16 protein-coding genes and 1 pseudogene are annotated in these 17,645 nt (G+C 72.2%); 10 read left to right on the top strand and 7 right to left on the bottom strand.

Translation table 11 applies throughout. The annotated features are described in order from the left end of the window. Positions 1-274 precede the first annotated feature (274 nt). Both AB0J86_RS31535 and AB0J86_RS31530 read right to left on the bottom strand, forming a co-directional pair. Positions 275-586 (bottom strand): hypothetical protein, encoded by a 312-nt coding sequence (locus AB0J86_RS31535; RefSeq protein WP_363861303.1) that lies wholly within the window; start codon positions 584-586, stop codon positions 275-277. A gap of 283 nt (positions 587-869) precedes the next feature. Beyond that, on the bottom strand, positions 870-1,037 hold the full coding sequence (locus tag AB0J86_RS31530; protein WP_363861316.1) for a hypothetical protein: 168 nt from the start codon (positions 1,035-1,037) through the stop codon (positions 870-872). Here AB0J86_RS31530 and AB0J86_RS31525 point away from each other — a divergent pair. From AB0J86_RS31525 to AB0J86_RS31515, 3 genes and pseudogenes are all read left to right on the top strand, one after another. Further along, a pseudogene (locus tag AB0J86_RS31525) lies at positions 972-1,496 on the top strand (DUF4419 domain-containing protein); the annotation flags it as partial. The gene AB0J86_RS31530 and the pseudogene AB0J86_RS31525 sit on opposite strands and share 66 nt — an antisense overlap. A 52-nt stretch (positions 1,497-1,548) precedes the next feature. Next, positions 1,549-2,136, top strand: a complete 588-nt coding sequence (locus AB0J86_RS31520) for a hypothetical protein (protein ID WP_363861315.1) — start codon at positions 1,549-1,551, stop codon at positions 2,134-2,136. Positions 2,137-2,306: 170 nt separating this feature from the next. Further along, positions 2,307-3,341, top strand: coding sequence for an LLM class flavin-dependent oxidoreductase (locus AB0J86_RS31515; RefSeq protein WP_363861302.1), 1,035 nt, complete (start codon positions 2,307-2,309; stop codon positions 3,339-3,341). Positions 3,342-3,388: 47 nt separating this feature from the next. Here AB0J86_RS31515 and AB0J86_RS31510 read toward each other — a convergent pair whose 3' ends face one another. The 3 genes from AB0J86_RS31510 to AB0J86_RS31500 all read right to left on the bottom strand — a co-directional run bounded on the left by AB0J86_RS31510 (position 3,389) and on the right by AB0J86_RS31500 (position 5,187). Beyond that, the gene (locus AB0J86_RS31510) at positions 3,389-4,237 is read right to left on the bottom strand and encodes a zinc-binding dehydrogenase (protein WP_363861301.1); all 849 of its coding nucleotides are present in this window, start codon (positions 4,235-4,237) and stop codon (positions 3,389-3,391) included. A gap of 68 nt (positions 4,238-4,305) precedes the next feature. Continuing rightward, positions 4,306-4,902 (bottom strand): Crp/Fnr family transcriptional regulator, encoded by a 597-nt coding sequence (locus tag AB0J86_RS31505; RefSeq protein WP_363861300.1) that lies wholly within the window; start codon positions 4,900-4,902, stop codon positions 4,306-4,308. Between the two features lie 57 nt (positions 4,903-4,959). Next, positions 4,960-5,187, bottom strand: coding sequence for a hypothetical protein (locus AB0J86_RS31500; protein ID WP_363861299.1), 228 nt, complete (start codon positions 5,185-5,187; stop codon positions 4,960-4,962). Positions 5,188-5,351: 164 nt separating this feature from the next. On the opposite strand from AB0J86_RS31500, the gene AB0J86_RS31495 reads away from it, so the two are divergent. Continuing rightward, a complete protein-coding gene (locus tag AB0J86_RS31495) occupies positions 5,352-6,101 on the top strand; it encodes a TetR/AcrR family transcriptional regulator C-terminal domain-containing protein (protein ID WP_363861298.1) in 750 nt (249 codons plus the stop codon). A 13-nt stretch (positions 6,102-6,114) separates the two neighbouring features. Further along, on the top strand, positions 6,115-6,696 hold the full coding sequence (locus AB0J86_RS31490) for a helix-turn-helix domain-containing protein (RefSeq protein WP_363861297.1): 582 nt from the start codon (positions 6,115-6,117) through the stop codon (positions 6,694-6,696). Positions 6,697-6,794: 98 nt separating this feature from the next. On the opposite strand, the gene AB0J86_RS31485 is transcribed toward AB0J86_RS31490, so the two are convergent. Further along, positions 6,795-9,584: a tetratricopeptide repeat protein gene (locus AB0J86_RS31485; protein ID WP_363861296.1), complete on the bottom strand. Its 2,790-nt coding sequence runs from the start codon at positions 9,582-9,584 to the stop codon at positions 6,795-6,797. Positions 9,585-9,912: 328 nt separating this feature from the next. Between AB0J86_RS31485 and AB0J86_RS31480 the strand changes: the two genes are divergently transcribed. Further along, positions 9,913-11,502: a hypothetical protein gene (locus AB0J86_RS31480; protein WP_363861295.1), complete on the top strand. Its 1,590-nt coding sequence runs from the start codon at positions 9,913-9,915 to the stop codon at positions 11,500-11,502. A gap of 139 nt (positions 11,503-11,641) precedes the next feature. After that, positions 11,642-12,790, top strand: coding sequence for an ROK family transcriptional regulator (locus AB0J86_RS31475; protein ID WP_363861294.1), 1,149 nt, complete (start codon positions 11,642-11,644; stop codon positions 12,788-12,790). A gap of 142 nt (positions 12,791-12,932) precedes the next feature. Here the strand turns inward: AB0J86_RS31475 and AB0J86_RS31470 are convergent, their stop codons facing one another. After that, positions 12,933-14,282 carry an enolase C-terminal domain-like protein gene (locus AB0J86_RS31470; protein ID WP_363861293.1) on the bottom strand — a complete coding sequence of 450 codons (1,350 nt, stop codon included), beginning with the start codon at positions 14,280-14,282 and terminating at the stop codon, positions 12,933-12,935. Between the two features lie 248 nt (positions 14,283-14,530). On the opposite strand from AB0J86_RS31470, the gene AB0J86_RS31465 reads away from it, so the two are divergent. From AB0J86_RS31465 to AB0J86_RS31455, 3 genes are read left to right on the top strand one after another with little or no spacing between them, the layout of a single operon-like run. Further along, positions 14,531-15,778, top strand: coding sequence for an extracellular solute-binding protein (locus tag AB0J86_RS31465; RefSeq protein ID WP_363861292.1), 1,248 nt, complete (start codon positions 14,531-14,533; stop codon positions 15,776-15,778). Further along, positions 15,775-16,752, top strand: a complete 978-nt coding sequence (locus AB0J86_RS31460; protein ID WP_363861291.1) for a sugar ABC transporter permease — start codon at positions 15,775-15,777, stop codon at positions 16,750-16,752. The genes AB0J86_RS31465 and AB0J86_RS31460 overlap by 4 nt, the downstream gene beginning before the upstream one ends. After that, the gene (locus AB0J86_RS31455) at positions 16,749-17,645 is read left to right on the top strand and encodes a carbohydrate ABC transporter permease (RefSeq protein ID WP_363861290.1); all 897 of its coding nucleotides are present in this window, start codon (positions 16,749-16,751) and stop codon (positions 17,643-17,645) included. The genes AB0J86_RS31460 and AB0J86_RS31455 overlap by 4 nt, the downstream gene beginning before the upstream one ends.

Raw genomic sequence — 17,645 nt, 5'->3', positions numbered from 1 at the left:
AGGCGCTACCGGCCACGGATAGCGCCTCTGACGTTCAGGTGACGGCGCGTCGACAACGACCATGCGCCCGAGCACGGCGTGAACGGCGCCGACGACACTCATCCCGCCGTCGGTGGTACGCCAGCGACGTGTTCGGCTCCGATAACGTCTCCCGTGTACCACCGACGCCGCCGCGCCGGCCGGGCAGGTCCTGACCGACGGCCACCCTGCCCGGCGGACACCTGGGCCGGTGCCCGAAGACGCCAGCGCGCGGAGTCGTCAGCGCGCGGAGTCGTCAGAGGCCGAAGACGTCGGCCTCGGCCCCGTCGCGCACGCCGTCGGTGAAGCCGCGGAACGCGGGGTCGTCCCGATCCGCCGTGATGCTGTCCTGCAGCTCACCGGTGGCGTTCGCGACCGCGTCGACCAGCGCCGGGTGGGTCAGTTCCATGTCGCCGAGCTCGTCGTCGTCCGCCTCGGCCATGTTGATCACGTCTTGCAGCTCGTCCGACGAGGTGTCCGGGTCCTTCGCCCACGCCTCGCCGATGTCGTAGGACTCGTCGTACAGACCGCGCTGGTCGTCGCTCCAGTCGTCGTCGTAGTTCCTCACGCCGCGCACCCCTTCGCCACGTACGGCGCGTCGCCGCCACCACCTGAGCATGCCTCGCACCGGGACGCACCGTGGGCGGTCCGGCAAACGTCGCCGCCGCATTCGCCGGTCATCCGATCCCGCCTCAGGAATGAGGCGTGCGGCCAGTGTGACCGCCGAGGACCGAGGGTCTCCTGCGTCGCCTGGTTAGGGTGGCCGGGTGATCACGTTTCCGGTCGACGACGTCACGCCCGCGGCGGAGGCGCTCCCCACCCAGCCGCTCGGCGAACTCTTTCCGGACGCGCTAGCCGTGGGCGGTGACCCAGCGCTGCCGGTGCTCGCGCCCGACGGTGTGCACCCGCTGCTCGGCGCGGTCGCCCGCGCGTTCGCCGATCACCGTCCGCTCGTGCTCTCCCCGGACGTGGTGTGGCTGACCATCGCGCAGGGTGTCGCCGAGCACGTCCGCCTGCATGCCGAGGAGCTACGCCCTCGACTGGTCGGTCACGCCGGCCGCAAGCGGATCGAGGTCTCCCTGGACGGGCCGATGCCGAGGGATGCCGACTCCTGGGGCGGGATGGTGCAGCGGTTCGGCAAGTCGCTGCTCGCCGATACGGGCGGACCGGACCTGTTCGAGTGCGATTTCAGCACCAGTACGCACGTCGAACGGGTCGCGGGTCGGGTGGTGCTGCTCGACGCCTACTCCCCGTACTTCTCGTACTGGTTGAGGTGTGTCTGCGGCATCCCGTCGATCTCTCTCACCGGCACTGTCGCGGACTGGGAGAAGATCCGGGGCCGGGTGGACGCCGTCGCCGCTTTCGGGCTGGAGGCGTGGTGCCGTTCGCTCGTGCCGATCACCCAACAGTTCGTGCGGGCCGCGGCGGGCGACGTGGACCGCGACTTCTGGCGGCGGATCTACAACCCGGCCGACGCGTACGGGGGCGAGGTGGTCACCGGCTGGATCGCGCGGCTGTATCCGTACCTGCGTGGCGGGGGCGAACACTCTGTACGCCGGCCCGATGGGCGTGGCGCAGGATGGCGACGGTGCGCTGAGACCGGTCGTGGGCTGGTACGTGGCGCCCGCCGCGGTCCGGATCGACGACGTGGTCGACCGGATCGTGCGCGATCACGAGACGACTCCGCCGCAGCCGGATCGCCTGTACAACGCGTCCGCCGAACTCGTCGCGCTCTACCGGCGCATCGGCTCGGCGACGCTCTTCGGCGGCGCGTGGCGGCTGCTTCCGGCCGCCGAGCACCGCCAGATCTGGCGGGAGACCCTGCCCATCGTCTCTCTCATCGAGCTCGCCGACGGCCGGTGTATCGGTGCGGCTCTCGACCACGAGACGGAGACGCCGCACTGGATCGCCTGTCGGGTGGAGCCCGGCGCGCACCGACACCCCGACGATGGTGAGTTCCGCCTGGTCGACGAGCCCGCCGACGTGCCGGTCTACGGCACCTCGCTCGCCATGCTGCTCGACGCCGCGCTGGACTGCGGCGGCGACATCACCCATCTGCAGAGCGGCCGGCTCGACGAACTGGACAGCCGGGCCGGCGCTGACTCGCCTCATCCGTAGCTGAAGCGGTTGCCGAGGAGATCGGAGTTCCCGATCCCGCGCTGTCACCTGCTGGGGCGGGTTTTCCGGCGGCCGGCGCGGGAATGGGACGGCCGACGCCCCGGTTACATGGCCGGACGGCGGCGGACGTACGGGTCCGGCCGGCGGATCGAGGCCAGGAGGAAACGGACATGACATCCGCGCTGGAGTTCGGGCTGGACAGCTTCGGCGACGTCACGAGCGGCGCCGACGGCAAGCGGATCCCGTACGCGCAGGTGATCCGGAACGTGGTGGAGGAGGCGGTCCTCGCGGACCGGCTCGGCGTCGACGGCTTCGGCCTCGGCGAGCACCACCGCGACGACTTCGCGGTCTCGTCCCCGGAGATCGTGCTGGCCACCATCGCCGGGCGTACCGAGCGGATCCGGCTCGGTACGGCGGTGACGGTGCTCAGCTCCGACGACCCGGTACGGGTCTTCGAGCGGTTCGCCACCCTCGACGCGGTCTCGAACGGCCGCGCCGAGATCATCCTGGGTCGCGGCTCGTTCACGGAGTCGTTCCCACTGTTCGGGTACGACCTGACCGACTACGACCGGCTCTTCGAGGAGAAGGCCGACCTGATGTCGCGGCTGCTGACCGAGGGGCCGGTGACCTGGGAGGGCACGGTACGCGCCGGGCTGAAGAACCAGCAGGTCTACCCGAAGACCGAGTCCGGCCGGATCCGTACCTGGATCGGCGTCGGTGGCAGCCCCGAGTCGGTGGTGCGCGCCGCCCGGTACGGCTTCCCGCTGGTGCTGGCCGTCATCGGCGGCGACCCGGCCCGGTTCGCCCCCTACGTCGACCTGTACCACCGGGCGCTGGCCGAGTTCGGCAAGGAGCGCCTGCCGGTCGCGGTGCACGCCCCCGGCTTCGTCGCCGGTACCGACCAGGAGGCGGCCGACCTGCTCTGGCCGCACGTGCGGGTCATGTTCAACCGGATCGGCCGGGAGCGCGGGTGGCCTCCGATGACCCGGGACCGGCTGGAGAACGACATCGCCGAGGGTGCCTGGCACGTCGGTTCGCCGGAGACCGTGGCCAACAAGATCGCGAAGACGGTACGGGCCCTCGGGATCCAGCGCTTCAACCTGAAGTACACCGCCGGCACCCTGCCGCACGAACTGTCGATGAACACCGTCGAGCTGTACGCCACCAAGGTGGTGCCCCGGGTCCGGGAGCTGCTGGCGAGCTGACGCCACGGCGGGCGGAGAGGTTGACCCACCGCCCGCCGGGCCGCGGCTCAGGGCACCAGCACGACCTTGCCGGCGACCCTCGGCGCGCCCGCGGCCCGCCCGACGAGCCGGTGTGCCTCGGCCGCCTCGGTCAGCGGCAGCACCTTGCCGACGGGGGCGGTCAGCGTACCGGCGGCGAGCCGCTCGACCAGACCGACGAGTTGGGCCCGGTCGTGACGTACCGAGACGACCCGCGGCGTGATGCCCCGCTCGGCGGTGAACGGGCCACCCGGGACCCAGAACTCGGGGACCACGGTGACGTACCGGCCGTCGTCGCGTACGCGGTCGAAGGCCGCCCGCGCCACCGTGCCCCCGACGACGTCGAGCGCGGCGTCGACCGGTCCCGGGTCGTCGGGCGGTACGACGGTGATGCCGCGCGCGGCGGCCAGCTGTGCAGCCAGGCCGCCGATCGCCCCGCGCGGGCCGTTCACCAGCAGCGTGCCGACCTCGCCGACGGCGTCGAGCGCCTGCCACGCCGTCATTCCCGCCAGCAGTAGCGGTACCGCCTCCGGGGCGGTCAGCCCGTCGGGCAGCGGCACGACCAACTCCTCGGGCAGGGTGACGAACTGCGCGTACCCACCGCGCTGGGTCGCCTTGTGCAGGGTGAAGGCGAGCACCGGCTGGCCGGTACCCACGACGGTGCCGGCGACGTCGTAGCCGGGCACGAGGGGGAACCGGACGGGCTGCGACCAGCGGTACCGGCCGGCGACCATGCCCAGGTCGGCGGGGTTGACCGCGGCGGCCGCCACCCGGACGAGCACCTCGCCGTACCGGGGGGCGGTGATGGGCAGGCGCAGTCGGCGCAGCGGCTGGCCGAACGCCTCGACGCCGACCGCGGTCATCTCTTCTTGGTCCATGCCGTCGACGCTAGGGAGCGGGCCGGCCGGCGGCCTTGACCCACGTCAAGGCCGGGCGGTCTGCCACGTCACACGGTTGGCGTCTCGGCCCGGATCCGGCTGAGCGTCTCCGGGGCGACGCCGACGTAGGCGGCGATCTGGCGCTGGGTGAGTCGCGCGGCCAGCGCCGGCCGCTCGGTGACGAAGGCGTGGTACCGGGCGGCGGCATCCTGGGTCAGCAGGGCGCGGTGGCGGCGCTCCTCGTCGAGGAAGAGCCGTTCGGTCATCGCGCCGAGTACCGTCGCCCAGGCCGGATGACGGGCGCGGAGCCGGGCGAACGCCGGCTGGTGGGCGACCAGCAGCTCGGTCGGCTCCAGCGTCTCGATGAACTGCCGCGAGGGTGCGCCGCGTAGCGCCGAGGCGTACGAGCAGACCAGCTCACCCTCGGCCCGGAACCCCTTGGTGCGTTCGGCCCCGCCCTCGGCGACGTAGTACATGCGGGTCAACCCGCGCACGATGAACCAGACGTGCTCGACCGGCTCGCCGGCGCGTTGCAGCAGGGTCCGGGCCGGCACCCGGCGTGGCCGGAAGATGGCGTGGGCGTTGGCGAGTTCGGCGTCGGGCAGCTCACCCCAGCTCCGGAGCCCCTCGTCCAGCGCCGCGTACGCCTCGGCCACCGCCACCATCGAACCAGCATAGGCCGGCGGTGCATCGTCCCGGGAGGACGACGCCGGGGCGCCCGGTCAGGGGGTCGCCTCCGGGTAGACCTCGACGTCGTAGATGAGTCGGACGGGCTCGCCGTTCGTGATGCCGACGAAGACCGGCTCGGCGGCGGGGGTACGCCCGCGCCGCCAGACCTCGTCGCGGGCGGCGTTCCGGGACTCGTGGTGGACCTTGCCGGCCTGCTGGAGTTCGCGCACCCGGCGGGCGGTGTACCGGTCGCTGTCCAGCTGTATCCGGATCAGTGGCATCGGTCGGTGGCGTCCTTTCCGGCGGGAGGAAGGCTGCCGTTCGGTCTGCCGGCGCGTCCGGGGGTCGCCGGTGGCAGCCCGCGGCGGTCGCGCGACGTTACTGAACGATGAACAAGTAACTTAACAACGTTAAGTTGCCTGCGCACTGTACTAGAGTGTCGCGGGTGGACGCGACCGAGTTGAGTGGATCGCCGGCCGGGGAGCCGGGTGGCCGGCGTGGCGGTGGGGCCGGCATGATCTGGCTCCGCGAGGAGCGGCGCGGCCCCCGCCGGGCGGCGCCCCTGACCCGTGCGCGCATCGTCGAGGCGGCGGTCGCGCTGCTGGACGAGCACGGCATCGACGGGCTGACGATGCGGCGTCTGGCCCAGCGCCTCGCGGTCACCTCGACCGCGCTCTACTGGCACGTGAAGACCAAGGACGACGTCCTCGACCTGGCCCTCGACGAGATCTTCGGCGAGGTGCCGCTTCCGGCCGAAGGCGACTGGCGCGACGACGTGCGGGCGTTGACGTCCGGGTGGCGCGGCGCCATGCTCCGCCATCCCTGGGCGCCCAACCTGATCGGGCGACCGATGCTCGGTCCCAATGTCCTCGCCCGTACCGAGTTCCTGCAGTCGGCGCTCGTCCGCGGTGGTCACACGGGCGTGCACCTCGCGGTGGTCACCCGGATGGTGGCCAACTACGTGATCGGCGCGGCCCTCACCGAAACCACCTGGCGAACGACGGCGGATCCCGAGGCGCGGGCCGTGGCGCGGCGACAACTGGCCGCGAACCCCACCGCCTATCCCACCCTCGTCGCCTCCGGGCATCTGGACGAGGGGCCGTGGAACGACGACGATCTCTTCGAGCGTGGCCTCGACGCCATGCTCGCCACCCCGGCGAGCGGGTTCGACGCGAGAGAACGGGCGCGGTACTGAGTGGTGGCTGATCTTGTTCGGTGACGCGACCCGGCCGATGCGGGCGGACGCTCAGCGCAACCGGGCCCGGATCCTGGCGGCGGCCGAACGCGTCTTCGCCGAGGCCGGACCGGAGGCGTCGACCGAGGAGGTGGCCCGCCGGGCCGGCGTCGCGATCGGTACCGTCTTCCGCCACTTCCCGACCAAGCACGAGTTGTTGCGGGCGCTGCTGAAACGGCTGCTGCGGCAGGTCACTGACGACGCCGCGGAGCTGGTCGCGTACGGCGATCCGGCGGGTGCGCTGTTCGAGTTCTTCGGCCGGCTGGTCGAGCGCGCCGCCGCGAACCGGGCCGTGGTGGGGCTGCTCTCCGCCGAGGGGACGGACGTCCCGGTGGGCGCCCCGCTCGGCTCGCTGGCCGACGCGGTGGGGGAGCTGCTGGCCCGGGCGCAGCGGGCCGGCGCGGTCCGCGCCGAGATCCGGCTCGACGAGGTGTTGGCCCTGCTGGAGAGCGTCTGCCAGGGCGCGTTGCGGGGCGGCTGGGATTCCGACCTGCGCCGCCGGACGCTCGCCGTCGTCTTCGCCGGGCTCCGCGCCCCGGCCACCGACCGGGGTTAGGGCGTGCTCGTCCTCGGCCGGTGGTACTCGGATTGCCTGTGGCTCGTTGGGGCGGGGGTCCTCCGCCGGGACTGGACCGGTCGGGACCCGGGTTGGCCTCACCGGGCGTGCCGCGAACCTTTTCTGATCATTGACTGGTACGCCTTCTTGTCGGCGGGCGTGGCGGCCACCACGGTCGAGGTGAACGATCCGTACGGGCGGGCGTCCTGGCTGACCTCGCGCAGCCGGGGCAGGCTGCCGCGCAGGACCAGTTCCCAGGTTCCCGCGTCGAAGTCGATGTCGATGTGGGACAGGTCGGGGCAGTTGTCGAACTCCAGCCGGTTCGGGAAGACGAACCCGTAGTCCTCGTCGATAGCGGCGCGGAACCAACGCAGGGGCGAGCCCGGGCCGGCACGGAGGGTATCGGCGTGCACGAGGCAGTCGTCCAGCGACAGCTCGGACAACCGTGATCCGGCGTCGAGGTCGAGGTCGCGGATCGTCCCTTTGTACTCCGACTCCCTGAGCACGAGCTTCGTCAAGGCCGGGTGGTGGAACACGGACTCGTTCACCGTGCCGCTCCGTAGGCGCAGCTCGGCCAGCTTGGGGCAGCAGGTGGCGAGGTCGATGCCGGTGAGGTCGAGGCCGGCGGCCAGGTTTGCGGTCACGCGTAGGCAGTGCAGCAGCTCGCCGCGTTCGCGCAGGAACGCGTGCAGCCGTTCGTGGCCGCTGCCGTCGAGGCCCTCGACCACGAGGGCGAGCTTGCCCGCGCCGATGCGGGCGACGTCCGGACCGTCGAGGAGGCCGACGGTGTCCGTGGTCAGGCGCCAGATCCAGGCGTCGTCGGGTAGGCACCGGGGCAGGAGGAACGCCTCCAGATCGGTGGCGAGCCAGCTGACGGAGAAGTCCTCCGCCACGCGGTACACCTCGCCGGTCCGCCCGTCCAGCGCTGCCTCGGCGCCACCGTCGAGCTCGCCGAGGACGAACAGCCCCGCCAGGCCGGCGGGCACCCGGTCGGCACCATACAGGCGGCCGTGGGGGTCGTCGGGATGGTACTCGCGCAGGGCCGAACCGCCGATGCCGTCGAAGTACCGATCCAGCCGGAACGTACCGGCTTCGCGCGGCAGGCCGACGCTCTCCAGGAACCAGCGGGTATCCGGGTGGGTGACGCCCCAGGGGTGGATCCTCCTGTGGCCGTCGACCCGCCTGCGGAAGATGTCGCGCACGTTCATGACGGCGTCGAGGTCGTTCGCCCGGTTCCGGGGCAGCGCCGGTGCCGCCCCGGTCGGCCGTACCGCGTCGCGCGTGCGCCGATGCAGCGCCGCCTCCTCCGCGGCCGCGAACGCGGGAAGGGCGTCGAACCGCGGTTGCCCGCGCAACGGCGCCAGATCGGCGTCCTCGACGATGGTGGAGGCGAGCCCGGGGTCTCGGCGCACCGCGTCCTCCAGCGCGTCGAGGGCACCGTCCCGGTCGCCCGAGAGCAGCCGCGCGTAGCCGAGGTAGTACGCGACCCGGCTGTCGGGGTGCCTCGCCGCCGCCTCGGTGAGGACCCGTACGGCTTCCGCCGCCCTGCCGTACTTGGCCAGGTGCAGTCCGTGAGACAGCCATCCGTCCGCGTGTCCGGGGTCCTCCTCGGTGGCACGGGCGTAGGCGGCCAGGGCGGCGTCTCGGTCGCCGTGCAGGCGCAGAATGTCTCCCTGGAGCTCGCGCGCGAGGCCGACCATGTCGCCGGCCGCGGCGGCGCGGTCGAGCTGGGCCAGCGCCAGATCGCGGTCGAGGGCGCGCAGGAGCCAGCCGTGCCACAGCAGCGGCACGGCGTTTCCGGTGTCCAACTCGGCGGCCTTCGCGAATGCCCCGACAGCGAAGTGGCGCAGGTCGCCCTCAACCGCGGCCAGGCCGAACGCCAGCCACCGCGCACCGTTGTTCGGTGCGGCCCGGACCGCCGCGGCAGCCTCGTCCAGTGGCGGTGCTTCCCGCGTGGAGAACCCGCTACCCAGCTCTTCCCGGAAGCCGGCGCGGTAGGCGCTGAAATTCCAGTGCACCCGAAGCGCGGCGGCGACCGTCAACAGCGCCAGGCGCGCTCGCAGCGACCCGCCCGTCTCCATCGCCGGTGCCTCGCGCGTGAGCACCCCGAGCACGGTGGCGAGCCGGTCGCCGCCCACCGTGAGCGGCACGTCCGGGTCCATCGCGCCGGTGACGTCGACCAGCAGCGTCGCCTTCTCGACCGGTTTCCCGCCGACCGCGGGCAGTTCGTAGCGCCACAGCAGGGCCTCGGGCAGGCGGGCGTCGCCCATGAGGACGTACTCGACGCGGTGCTTCGCGCCGCCCGGGCCGCGCGACGTCGCGGCGGCCAGGCAGCGAAACCCCGGCTTCGCCTTGCCGGTACGGGATACGGCGGGCCGCCAGCCCGCACCGCGCAGAATCTCCAGCGTGCGCTCGCCACGGCCCACGGCCTCGGCGGCCGGGTCCCGGACCAGCGTCTCCAGCCACGCGGTCACCCGCTCCTGGACCTGGCCCGACGGCCGGGCGACCCGATCGCTGCCGGTCCCGCCGCCGAGCGGCCACCACGGTCCGGCGTCCGCGCGCACCCACACTCCGGCCAGCTCACGCATCCGGTCCAGCCACGGCACCACCGCGCCGGCGGCCACCGCGTCCGGTCCGTGCAGGGCCCGCTTGGCGATGTCAGAGCGGCGGTACTTGGCGATGTCAGATCGGCGGTGCGGGTCCGCGAACGAGACGGCGAAGGTGAACCGGTGGCCGCCCGACTCGCCCCCGAAGCACAGGTGTTCATGGTCGGGACGACCGTCTCCGCCCCCGTCGAGCCACGCCTCGGTGCCGTGCGGACCGCGTACCGCGCCGTCCGCGATCGTCCAGCCGGACGCCCGCGCCGCATCGTGGAACTCTCCGGCCATGCCAAATGCCCCCTGCCGTACGTAACGCGCGATCCCTGGGCCGCCCGGTCGATCGCGCCGATGAGGATGTCGGACCCGAAGCGCGGGTCACGCCGCGCGGAACACGGAAGACGGCGTGAATGTCCAATGTGTTCGGTCGAGGTTACCCCGATAGCGGGGAGGGTTGATCACCCCCAGGCCGTCCGTGGGCGGGTCGACACACCGAGGAGGTGACCTAAGGCACGGGAGTAAATACATCAGTTTGATTTAAGATAGCCTGTGCCCCCATACGCGGGGTGCGCGACCCGTGACGGCGAGGCGCGCGAGCGGCGAGACCTGGAGGACCCTCATGGCGGAAGTTGTCTCCCTGCGGACCTCCGCGACGGCGCCGGGCGCGCCGCTGAACCACTTCTGGAGCGCCGTCGTCGGCGCGGGGCGGGCCAACGAGGGGCTGCGCGCCGACTGGCAGGCCCAACTGGCCGAGGTCCGGGGCGCCTGCGGCTTCCGGTACGTCCGCTTCCACGGGCTCTTCCACGACGACATGTTCGTCTACACCGAGGACGACGACGGTACGCCGCAGTACAACTTCCAGTACCTCGACACCCTCTTCGACGCGCTGCTCGACCGGGGCGTACGCCCCTTCGTCGAGCTGGGGTTCTCGCCCCGGCCGCTGGCCCGGGAAACCGGCACCGTCTTCTGGTGGGGCGCGCACGGGGCACCCCCGACCGACCTGGACCGCTGGTCGGAGCTGGTACGCCGCACCGTCGCGCACTGGGTCGACCGGTACGGGCTGGCCGAGGTCCGGCGCTGGTACTTCGAGGTCTGGAACGAACCCAACCTGCGCGGCTTCTTCCGCGGCACCCGTGGCGAGTACTTCGCGCTCTACCGGGCCACCGCGCGGGCGGTCAGGTCGGTCGACACCGAGCTGCGCGTCGGCGGCCCGGCCACCTCGAACTTCGTCCCCGACAGCCGGTTCGACGGCGAGACCGAGGACTTCACGGTGCACCAGGCGACGCTCGGCGTCGACATCGACACCCTCGACTGGCGGCCGGTCTGGCTCGACGCGTTCCTCGACTTCTGCGCCGGCGAATCGCTGCCGGTGGACTTCGTCTCCACCCACCCGTACCCGACCGACTGGGCGCTGGACGAGCACGGCCAGGGGGAGAAGCTGACCCGGGGCGTCGACGCCACCCCCACCGACCTCGCCCTGCTCCGCCGGATCGTCGCCGCCGGACCGTACCCGGACGCCGAGATCCACCTGACCGAGTGGAACTCCTCGTCGTCGCCCCGCGACCACACCCACGACACCCTGCCGGCCGCGACCTTCGTCGTCCGCTCGGTGCTGCACTCGCTGGAGACCGTGGACTCGCTCGCGTACTGGACGTTCACCGACGTCTTCGAGGAGGGCGGCGCGGGCCCCGAGATGTTCCACGGCGGCTTCGGCATGCTGACGCTCCAGGGCATACCGAAGCCGACGTTCCACGCGTACCGGATGCTGCACGCGCTCGGCGACACGCTGCTGGCCCGTACGGACGGGGCCGTGGTGACCCGCGACGGCGCGACGGGGGCGGTGACCGCGCTGGCCTATCACTATCCTCCGGAGGTCACCCGCTCCGTGCCGGCGTCCTTCGACGACCGCGCGGTGGCCGAACGCACCGAGGCCACCGGCGAGCCGAGGCGGTTCGAGCTGGTGGTCGAGGGGCTGCCGCCGGGCGCGCCGGTCGCCGTCGAACGGCTCGACGGCGAGCACGGCAACGCGGTCGCGGCCTGGCGGCGGCTCGGCTCGCCCCGGGAGACGACGCGGGAGCAGGAGCGGCTCCTCGACCGGCTCGCGCGCGCGACACACGTCGAGACGCACACCGCCGACGCCGACGGCGTGTTGCGGCTGAGCACGACGCTGGCGCCGTGGAGCATCGTGCTGGTCCGGCAGGTCGGGTGAACCGCCGCCGGCGCGGGGCGGGGCGGACGGAGACCGGATCGGGGCCGGTGGACGTACGACTATTCTCAAGGCACCCACAGGGAGAACGGGCGTGACGATCGACCGGCCGACTGTTCGGCGAGGAACCAACCTGCCGCGGATGGGCGACTTCAACGAGTCGGTCGTGCTCGACGCGATCCGGCGCGCCCCCGAGGGGCTGAGCCGGGTGGAACTCGCCACCGCCACCGGGCTGTCGGCGCAGACCGTCTCGAACATCTGCCGCCGCCTGCTGGACCGCGGGCTCGTGGTCGAGGCGGGCAAGAAGGGCGGGCGGGTCGGCAAGCCCCGTACCGTCCTGCAGATCAGCCCCGGCGGCAGCTTCGCGATCGGCGTACACCTCGATCCGGCCGTGGTGACCTACGTGGTGCTCGACCTGGTCGGCGGGGTCGTGCGCCACCTCCGGCAGCCGACCCCGCAGGTCGTCGACCAGGCGCAGATCCTGGCCGACATCAGCGCCGCCGTCGAGCGGCTGGTCGACGAGTCGGGCATCCCCCGGGACCGCATCCTCGGGCTGGGGGTCGCCGTACCGGGGCCGATCGACCCGGAGGCCGGTGTAATCGTGGACCCGCCGCAGCTCGCGGGCTGGGAACGGGTGCCGCTGCGCGACCAACTGGCCCGGGTCACCGGGTGGCCGGTGGTGATGGACAAGGACGTGATCGCCGCGGCCATCGCCGAACGCTGGGCGGGCGCGGCCGTCCACTCCGGCAACTTCCTCTTCTTCTACCTCGGTACCGGCTCGGGCATGGGCGCGGTCGTCAACGACGTGGTGCTGCGCGGGGTCTCCGGCAACGCCGGCGAGATCGGCGGGCTGGACGCGAACTGCACCACGTACGCGCTGGTGGAGGAGGCGATCGAGCGCGGGGTGCTCGGTCCGGAGAAGGAACCGGCCGGGCCCGGCCAGGCCGAGCGGAGCCTGCTCGACCTGGTGGCGCTCGCCGACGGCGGGGACGTCACCGCGCGGGGCATCATCGACGGCTGGGCCCGCCGGGTCGGGCTCGGCGTCAGCGCGGCGGCCACCCTGCTCGACTCCGAACTGGTCGTATTCGGCGGTCCGATCTGGCCGCACCTGTCCCGGCTCTTCCTCCCCGTGATCAACCCGATCGTCGCGTCGTCGCCCTTCGTCGGCAAGATGCACGAGACGATCGTGACCGGTACCGGGCTCGGCGACGACGTCGGCGCGGTGGGCGCCGCCTGCCTCGTGCTGGACCAGACCCTCTCGGCGCGCCCCCAGTCCCTCCTGCTCGCCTAGCCCCCGCGCCCCGTCCCCCCGCACCGCGTCCCCCTCCCCGCCTTGCCCCTCCCCGTCGATCTAGGGCAAATCCGCGTGAATTGACCTCCAATCACGACGATTTGCCCTAGATCGGCGAGGTGTCGGGCGCGTGTCGACGAGGTCAGGGGCGGTGGGCGCTGCCGTCGGTCGCGCGCAGCAGCGCCCAGCGGTCGTGCTCCAGCGGGGCGGTGACCGGGTACCGGCGGGCCGCCGCCTCGTCGAAGTCGACGCCCAGACCCGGCGCCGAACTCGGGTGGAACCGGCCGGCCACCGGTACCGGGGCGCCGGGGAAGACCTCCAGTGTGGCGTCCCGGAAGGTCGCGGCCTCCTGCACCCCGAACGCGGGGGAGGAGATGTCCAGCGCCACGTTCGCCGCCTGGGCGACCGGGCTCACGTCGCCCGGCCCGTGCGGTGCCGTACGGGCACCGAAGAGCTCGCACGCGGCGACCAGCTTGCGGGTCGGCGTCAGCCCGCCGAGGGTGGGGATGCGGACGCGGGCGAAGTCGATCACGCGCTGGTGCAGCAGCGGCAGGTAGAGCGCCACGTCCGCGTAGAGTTCGCCGACGGCCAGCGGGGTGCTGCCGGCCGCGCGCAGCTCGGGGAAGTGCGCGGCGTCCTCGGGCGCGAGGGCGTCTTCGAGGAAGTAGAGCTGGGCGTCCTCGACCGCGCGCACGAGCTGGCGCGCCTGGGCGGGCGTGAGCCGCTCGTGCGCGTCGTGCAGCAGCTCGACGTCGGGACCCACGAGTTCGCGTACCTTGACCAGCTCCCGGGGCACCCGGCGCAGGTAGGCGAGGCTGTCCCAGGACTCCCGCCGGGCGCGGCGCCGCTCGGCCTGCCGCTCGTCGGCCGGCGCGGTGCCGTACGTGTCGGTGCCGGGTACGGCCAGCTGCACCCGTACGTGCCGGTAGCCGCGTTCCCGGGCGGCCCGGACCAGGTCCGCCACCTGCTCGGCGTCGACCCCGTCGACGTGGGTGTACGCCTCGGCGTACTCGCGCGCCCGGCCGCCGAGCAGCTGGTGCAGCGGCAGGTTGGCGGCCTTGCCCTTGATGTCCCAGAGGGCCACGTCGATCGAGGCGAGCGCGTTGTTGGCGATCGATCCGCCGCGCCAGTAACCGCTGTTGAGCAGCAGGCGGTGCAGGTCCTCGATGTCCGCCGCCTCGCGGCCGAGCAGCATCGGGCCGAGGTAGTCGTCGATCACGGAGCGGATGGCGAGGGTCCGCTGTGGATCGCTGGCGCAGCCGAGGCCGTACAGCCCGGGCTGGTCCGTCTCGACCCGGGTGATGACGTACGGGCAGCCCTGCGGCGCGCAGAGGAAGGTCCGGACCCGGGTGATCCGGGGCCCGCCGGCGCCGGGTCCGGTCCACGGCGCGGGGGCCAGGACCTCGGGGTGGGCGGGGGCCGGGACCTCGGGGTGGGCGGGGGCCGGGACCTCGGGGTGGGCGGCGGATTCGACCGAGGGGGACGGGGGCATGGAGGTGTCCTTCGTGTGGCCGGCAAGGATATTGACACTATATATCAATTTGATTTACGTTCTGTTTCTCGCCGTTGGCGTGACGGGGAAGCCCGCCGTAGGGATGGAAGAGGCGCACCGTGAACCTATATCTACGTCGAACCGCCCGGATCCTGCTCTCAGCTGTCACGATCTCCGCGCTCGCCGTCGCGGCCACCGCCTGCAGCCCGGGCGGGGGCGGGAGCACGGGGGACAGCCAGAGTCTCACCATGTGGACGTTCAAGCAGTCGCACGTCGCCGCGCTGCAGAAGGCCGCCGAGAGCTTCAAGCAGAAGACCGGCATCTCGGTGAAGGTCGAGGCGATCACGCCGGACGACGCCTTCATCGCCCGCGTCCAGGCCGCCGCGCAGACCCGCACCATGCCCGACGTGCTGGAGGTGCACACCAACGGGGACGACTTCACCTTCGGCGCGGCCGGCCTGCTGGAGGACCTCGCCGGCAAGACCCCCTGGACCGACCGGTACCTGCCGTCGGTGGCGGGGGAGGGGACCGTCACCGACGTCTACTACAAGCAGTCCCTGGAGAAGGGCGCCAAGACCGCGGGCATCAAGCTCAACCAGCGGTTCAGCGTGCCGCTGACGATCGGTACGTTCGGGATCGTCTACGCCAACAAGGAGCGGCTCACCGCCGCCGGCGTCACCCAGCCGCCGAAGACCTGGGAGGACTTCATCGGCGTACTGGACGCGGTGCGCAAGGCCCGGCCGAACGACGGCGGGGTGAGCATCGGCTTCCAGTCGCCGACCACCGGCATGGAGTGGCTGATGCAGCCGATGGCCTACGGCAAGCTCGGTAAGGCCGGCTTCAAGGGGCTCTTCTCCAACCAGCGGGACCAGAACTGGTCGTCGCCGAACGGCCGGTCGGTGCTGGAGGCGTACAACCAGGTGACGCCGTACTGGATGCCCGGCACGCAGAGCCTGACCATCGACGACGCGGACATCGCCTTCGCGCAGGGCAAGTCCTCGTTCGACATCGGCGGCACCTTCACCCTGGCGTTCCTGGCGCAGAACGGCATGAACGCCGACAACATCGTGACGTTCCCCGTGCCCGCGCCCAGGGGCGGCGCGGTACCCGACCTGAGCCTCGCGCCGTTCGCGCTGACCGGCCTCTCGGTCTCGGCGACCTCGGGCAACAAGGACGGCGCGATCAAGTGGCTGGACCACCTGGCCCAGTCCGACGTCGCGACCCAGTTCGCCAAGGACGCGCTGGACGTGCCGCCGGTCAACATGGGCGGCGATCCGGGGGCGGCGCTCGGTCCGGTCCTCGGCGCCATGATCGGCTCGTTCGGCTCCGGCGACAGCGCCTACAACCCCGGTGACACCACGTACCGGCCCCCGTCGTACGACGCCGCCGTGGTGGCCCGCGCGCTGATGGAGCTCACGCCCCTGAAGAAGGCGGACGTACCGACCGCCGGCGCCTCGCTCACAAAGATCATCGACGGCTACTGGGCCGGGAAATGACCACCGACGTCACGTCGCTCGGTGCGGCCACGGGCACCCGTGGCCGCACCGCCCCGGCGCGCGGGCGCCGCCGGCGGTACCAGGGGCGGGAGGTGGCCTGGGGGTACGCCCTCGTGGCGCCGGCCATCGTCCTCTTCGCCGTCATGGGCGTCTACACGCTCTTCTGGGGCCTGCAACTGTCGTTCGTACGGTGGAACGGGCTGACCCCGACCTGGACCTGGGTCGGCGTGCAGAACTACCTCGACCTGCTCTACGCCAGCCCGGTCTTCGCCCCGCCGGTGCGTACCGCCGCGCTGAACACCGTCTGGGTCATGGTCGCCGCGCCGCTGCTCACCGTCGCGATCTCGTTCCCGCTGGCGCTGGCGCTCAACCGGGCCCGCCGGTTCGTCGGGCTGCTCCGCTCGGTCTACTTCGTCCCGTACATCACCACCGGCATCGCGGTATACCTGGCCTGGCAGTACGTGCTGGAGCCGAACGGCGCGATCAACACGCTGCTGCGCGCGCTCGGGCTCGGCACGCTCTCCCAACCGCAGGGCTGGCTCGGCAACCCGGACACCGCGCTGCCCACGCTCATCGTGATCATGGTCTGGTCCGCGGTACCCGTCGCCACGCTGCTCTACCTGACCGGGCTCCAGACCATCGACCCCGCGCTGATCGAGGCGGCCCAGATCGACGGTGCGGGCTGGTGGCGGGTCAACCTCAGCGTGGTCTGGCCGCTGCTGCGCGGGATCACCGCGGTGATCCTGCTGCTCAACCTGCGCGACGCGCTCCAGGGCTTCCAGATCTTCCTCATCATGACCGACGGCGGGCCGGGCGAGCACACGAAGGTTCTCGGCCTGGAGACCTACCGGCTCGCGTTCCAGACGCAGCTCGCCCCGACGCTCGGGCTGGCCAGCGCCCTGGGCTGGATGCTCTTCGTCGCCGCGCTGATCGTCGCCTTCGTCAACCTGCGCGTGAACCGGGAGCGGGCATGACCGACACCATCGCGCCGACCGCCGTCGAGGCCGTCCCCGCCCGCTCGCCGCGGCCGGCCGGCCGCTGGACGACCGGGGTCGTCGTCGCCCGTACGGTCGTCGGGCTGCTGCTCGCCGGGTACGCCGTGGTGAGCCTCTACCCGTTCCTCTGGATGGTCTCGGCGGCGTTCAAGACCCAGCAGGAGGTGATCGCCGGGGGACACCTCATCCCGCACGACCCGACGCTGGGCACCCTCGTGGACACCTGGAACCGCCTGCACTTCTTCGACTACTTCCTGAACAGCCTCAAGGTGACGGTGGCGACCACCCTCGGCGTCCTGGTGATCTACTCGGCCGCCTCGTACGCCTTCGCGGTGCTGCACTTCCCCGGCCGCGCCGCCCTCTACCGGCTCTTCATCGCGCTGCTCTTCGTGCCGGGCGTCGTCACGCTGCTCCCCGTCGTGCTGCTGGAGAACCGGCTGGCGATCCTCGGTACGCACCTCGGCCTGGTCCTGCCGTTCGTCAACGGCAGCGCGCCGCTGGCGGTGCTGTTGCTGACCAACGCGTTCCGGTCGGTCCCCGCCGAACTGCGCGACTCCGCACGGGTGGACGGCGCGGGCGAGTTCCGGATCTTCACGCGGGTCTACCTGCCGCTGGGCCGGCCCGCCCTCGTGACGATCGCGCTGCTGACCGCGATCCCGACGTGGAACGAGTACCTGCTGACCCGGGTCTCGCTCAACGACCCCGCCACCTACACGCTGCCGATCGCCCTCCAGGCGCTGAAGTCCTCGCAGGTGGTGCAGTACAACTCGCTGATGGCCGGCGCGTTGATCGTGGTGATCCCGGTCATCATCCTCTTCCTCGCCGCCCAGCGGTACTTCGTCAACGGCCTCACGGGCGCGATCAAGGGCTGA

Source organism: Micromonospora sp. NPDC049559 (assembly GCF_040676675.1).
Classification (GTDB): Bacteria; Actinomycetota; Actinomycetes; order Mycobacteriales; family Micromonosporaceae; genus JBFAPK01.
The sequence above is the reverse complement of the archived record's forward strand: the minus strand, read 5'-3'. Positions and strand labels throughout refer to the sequence as shown.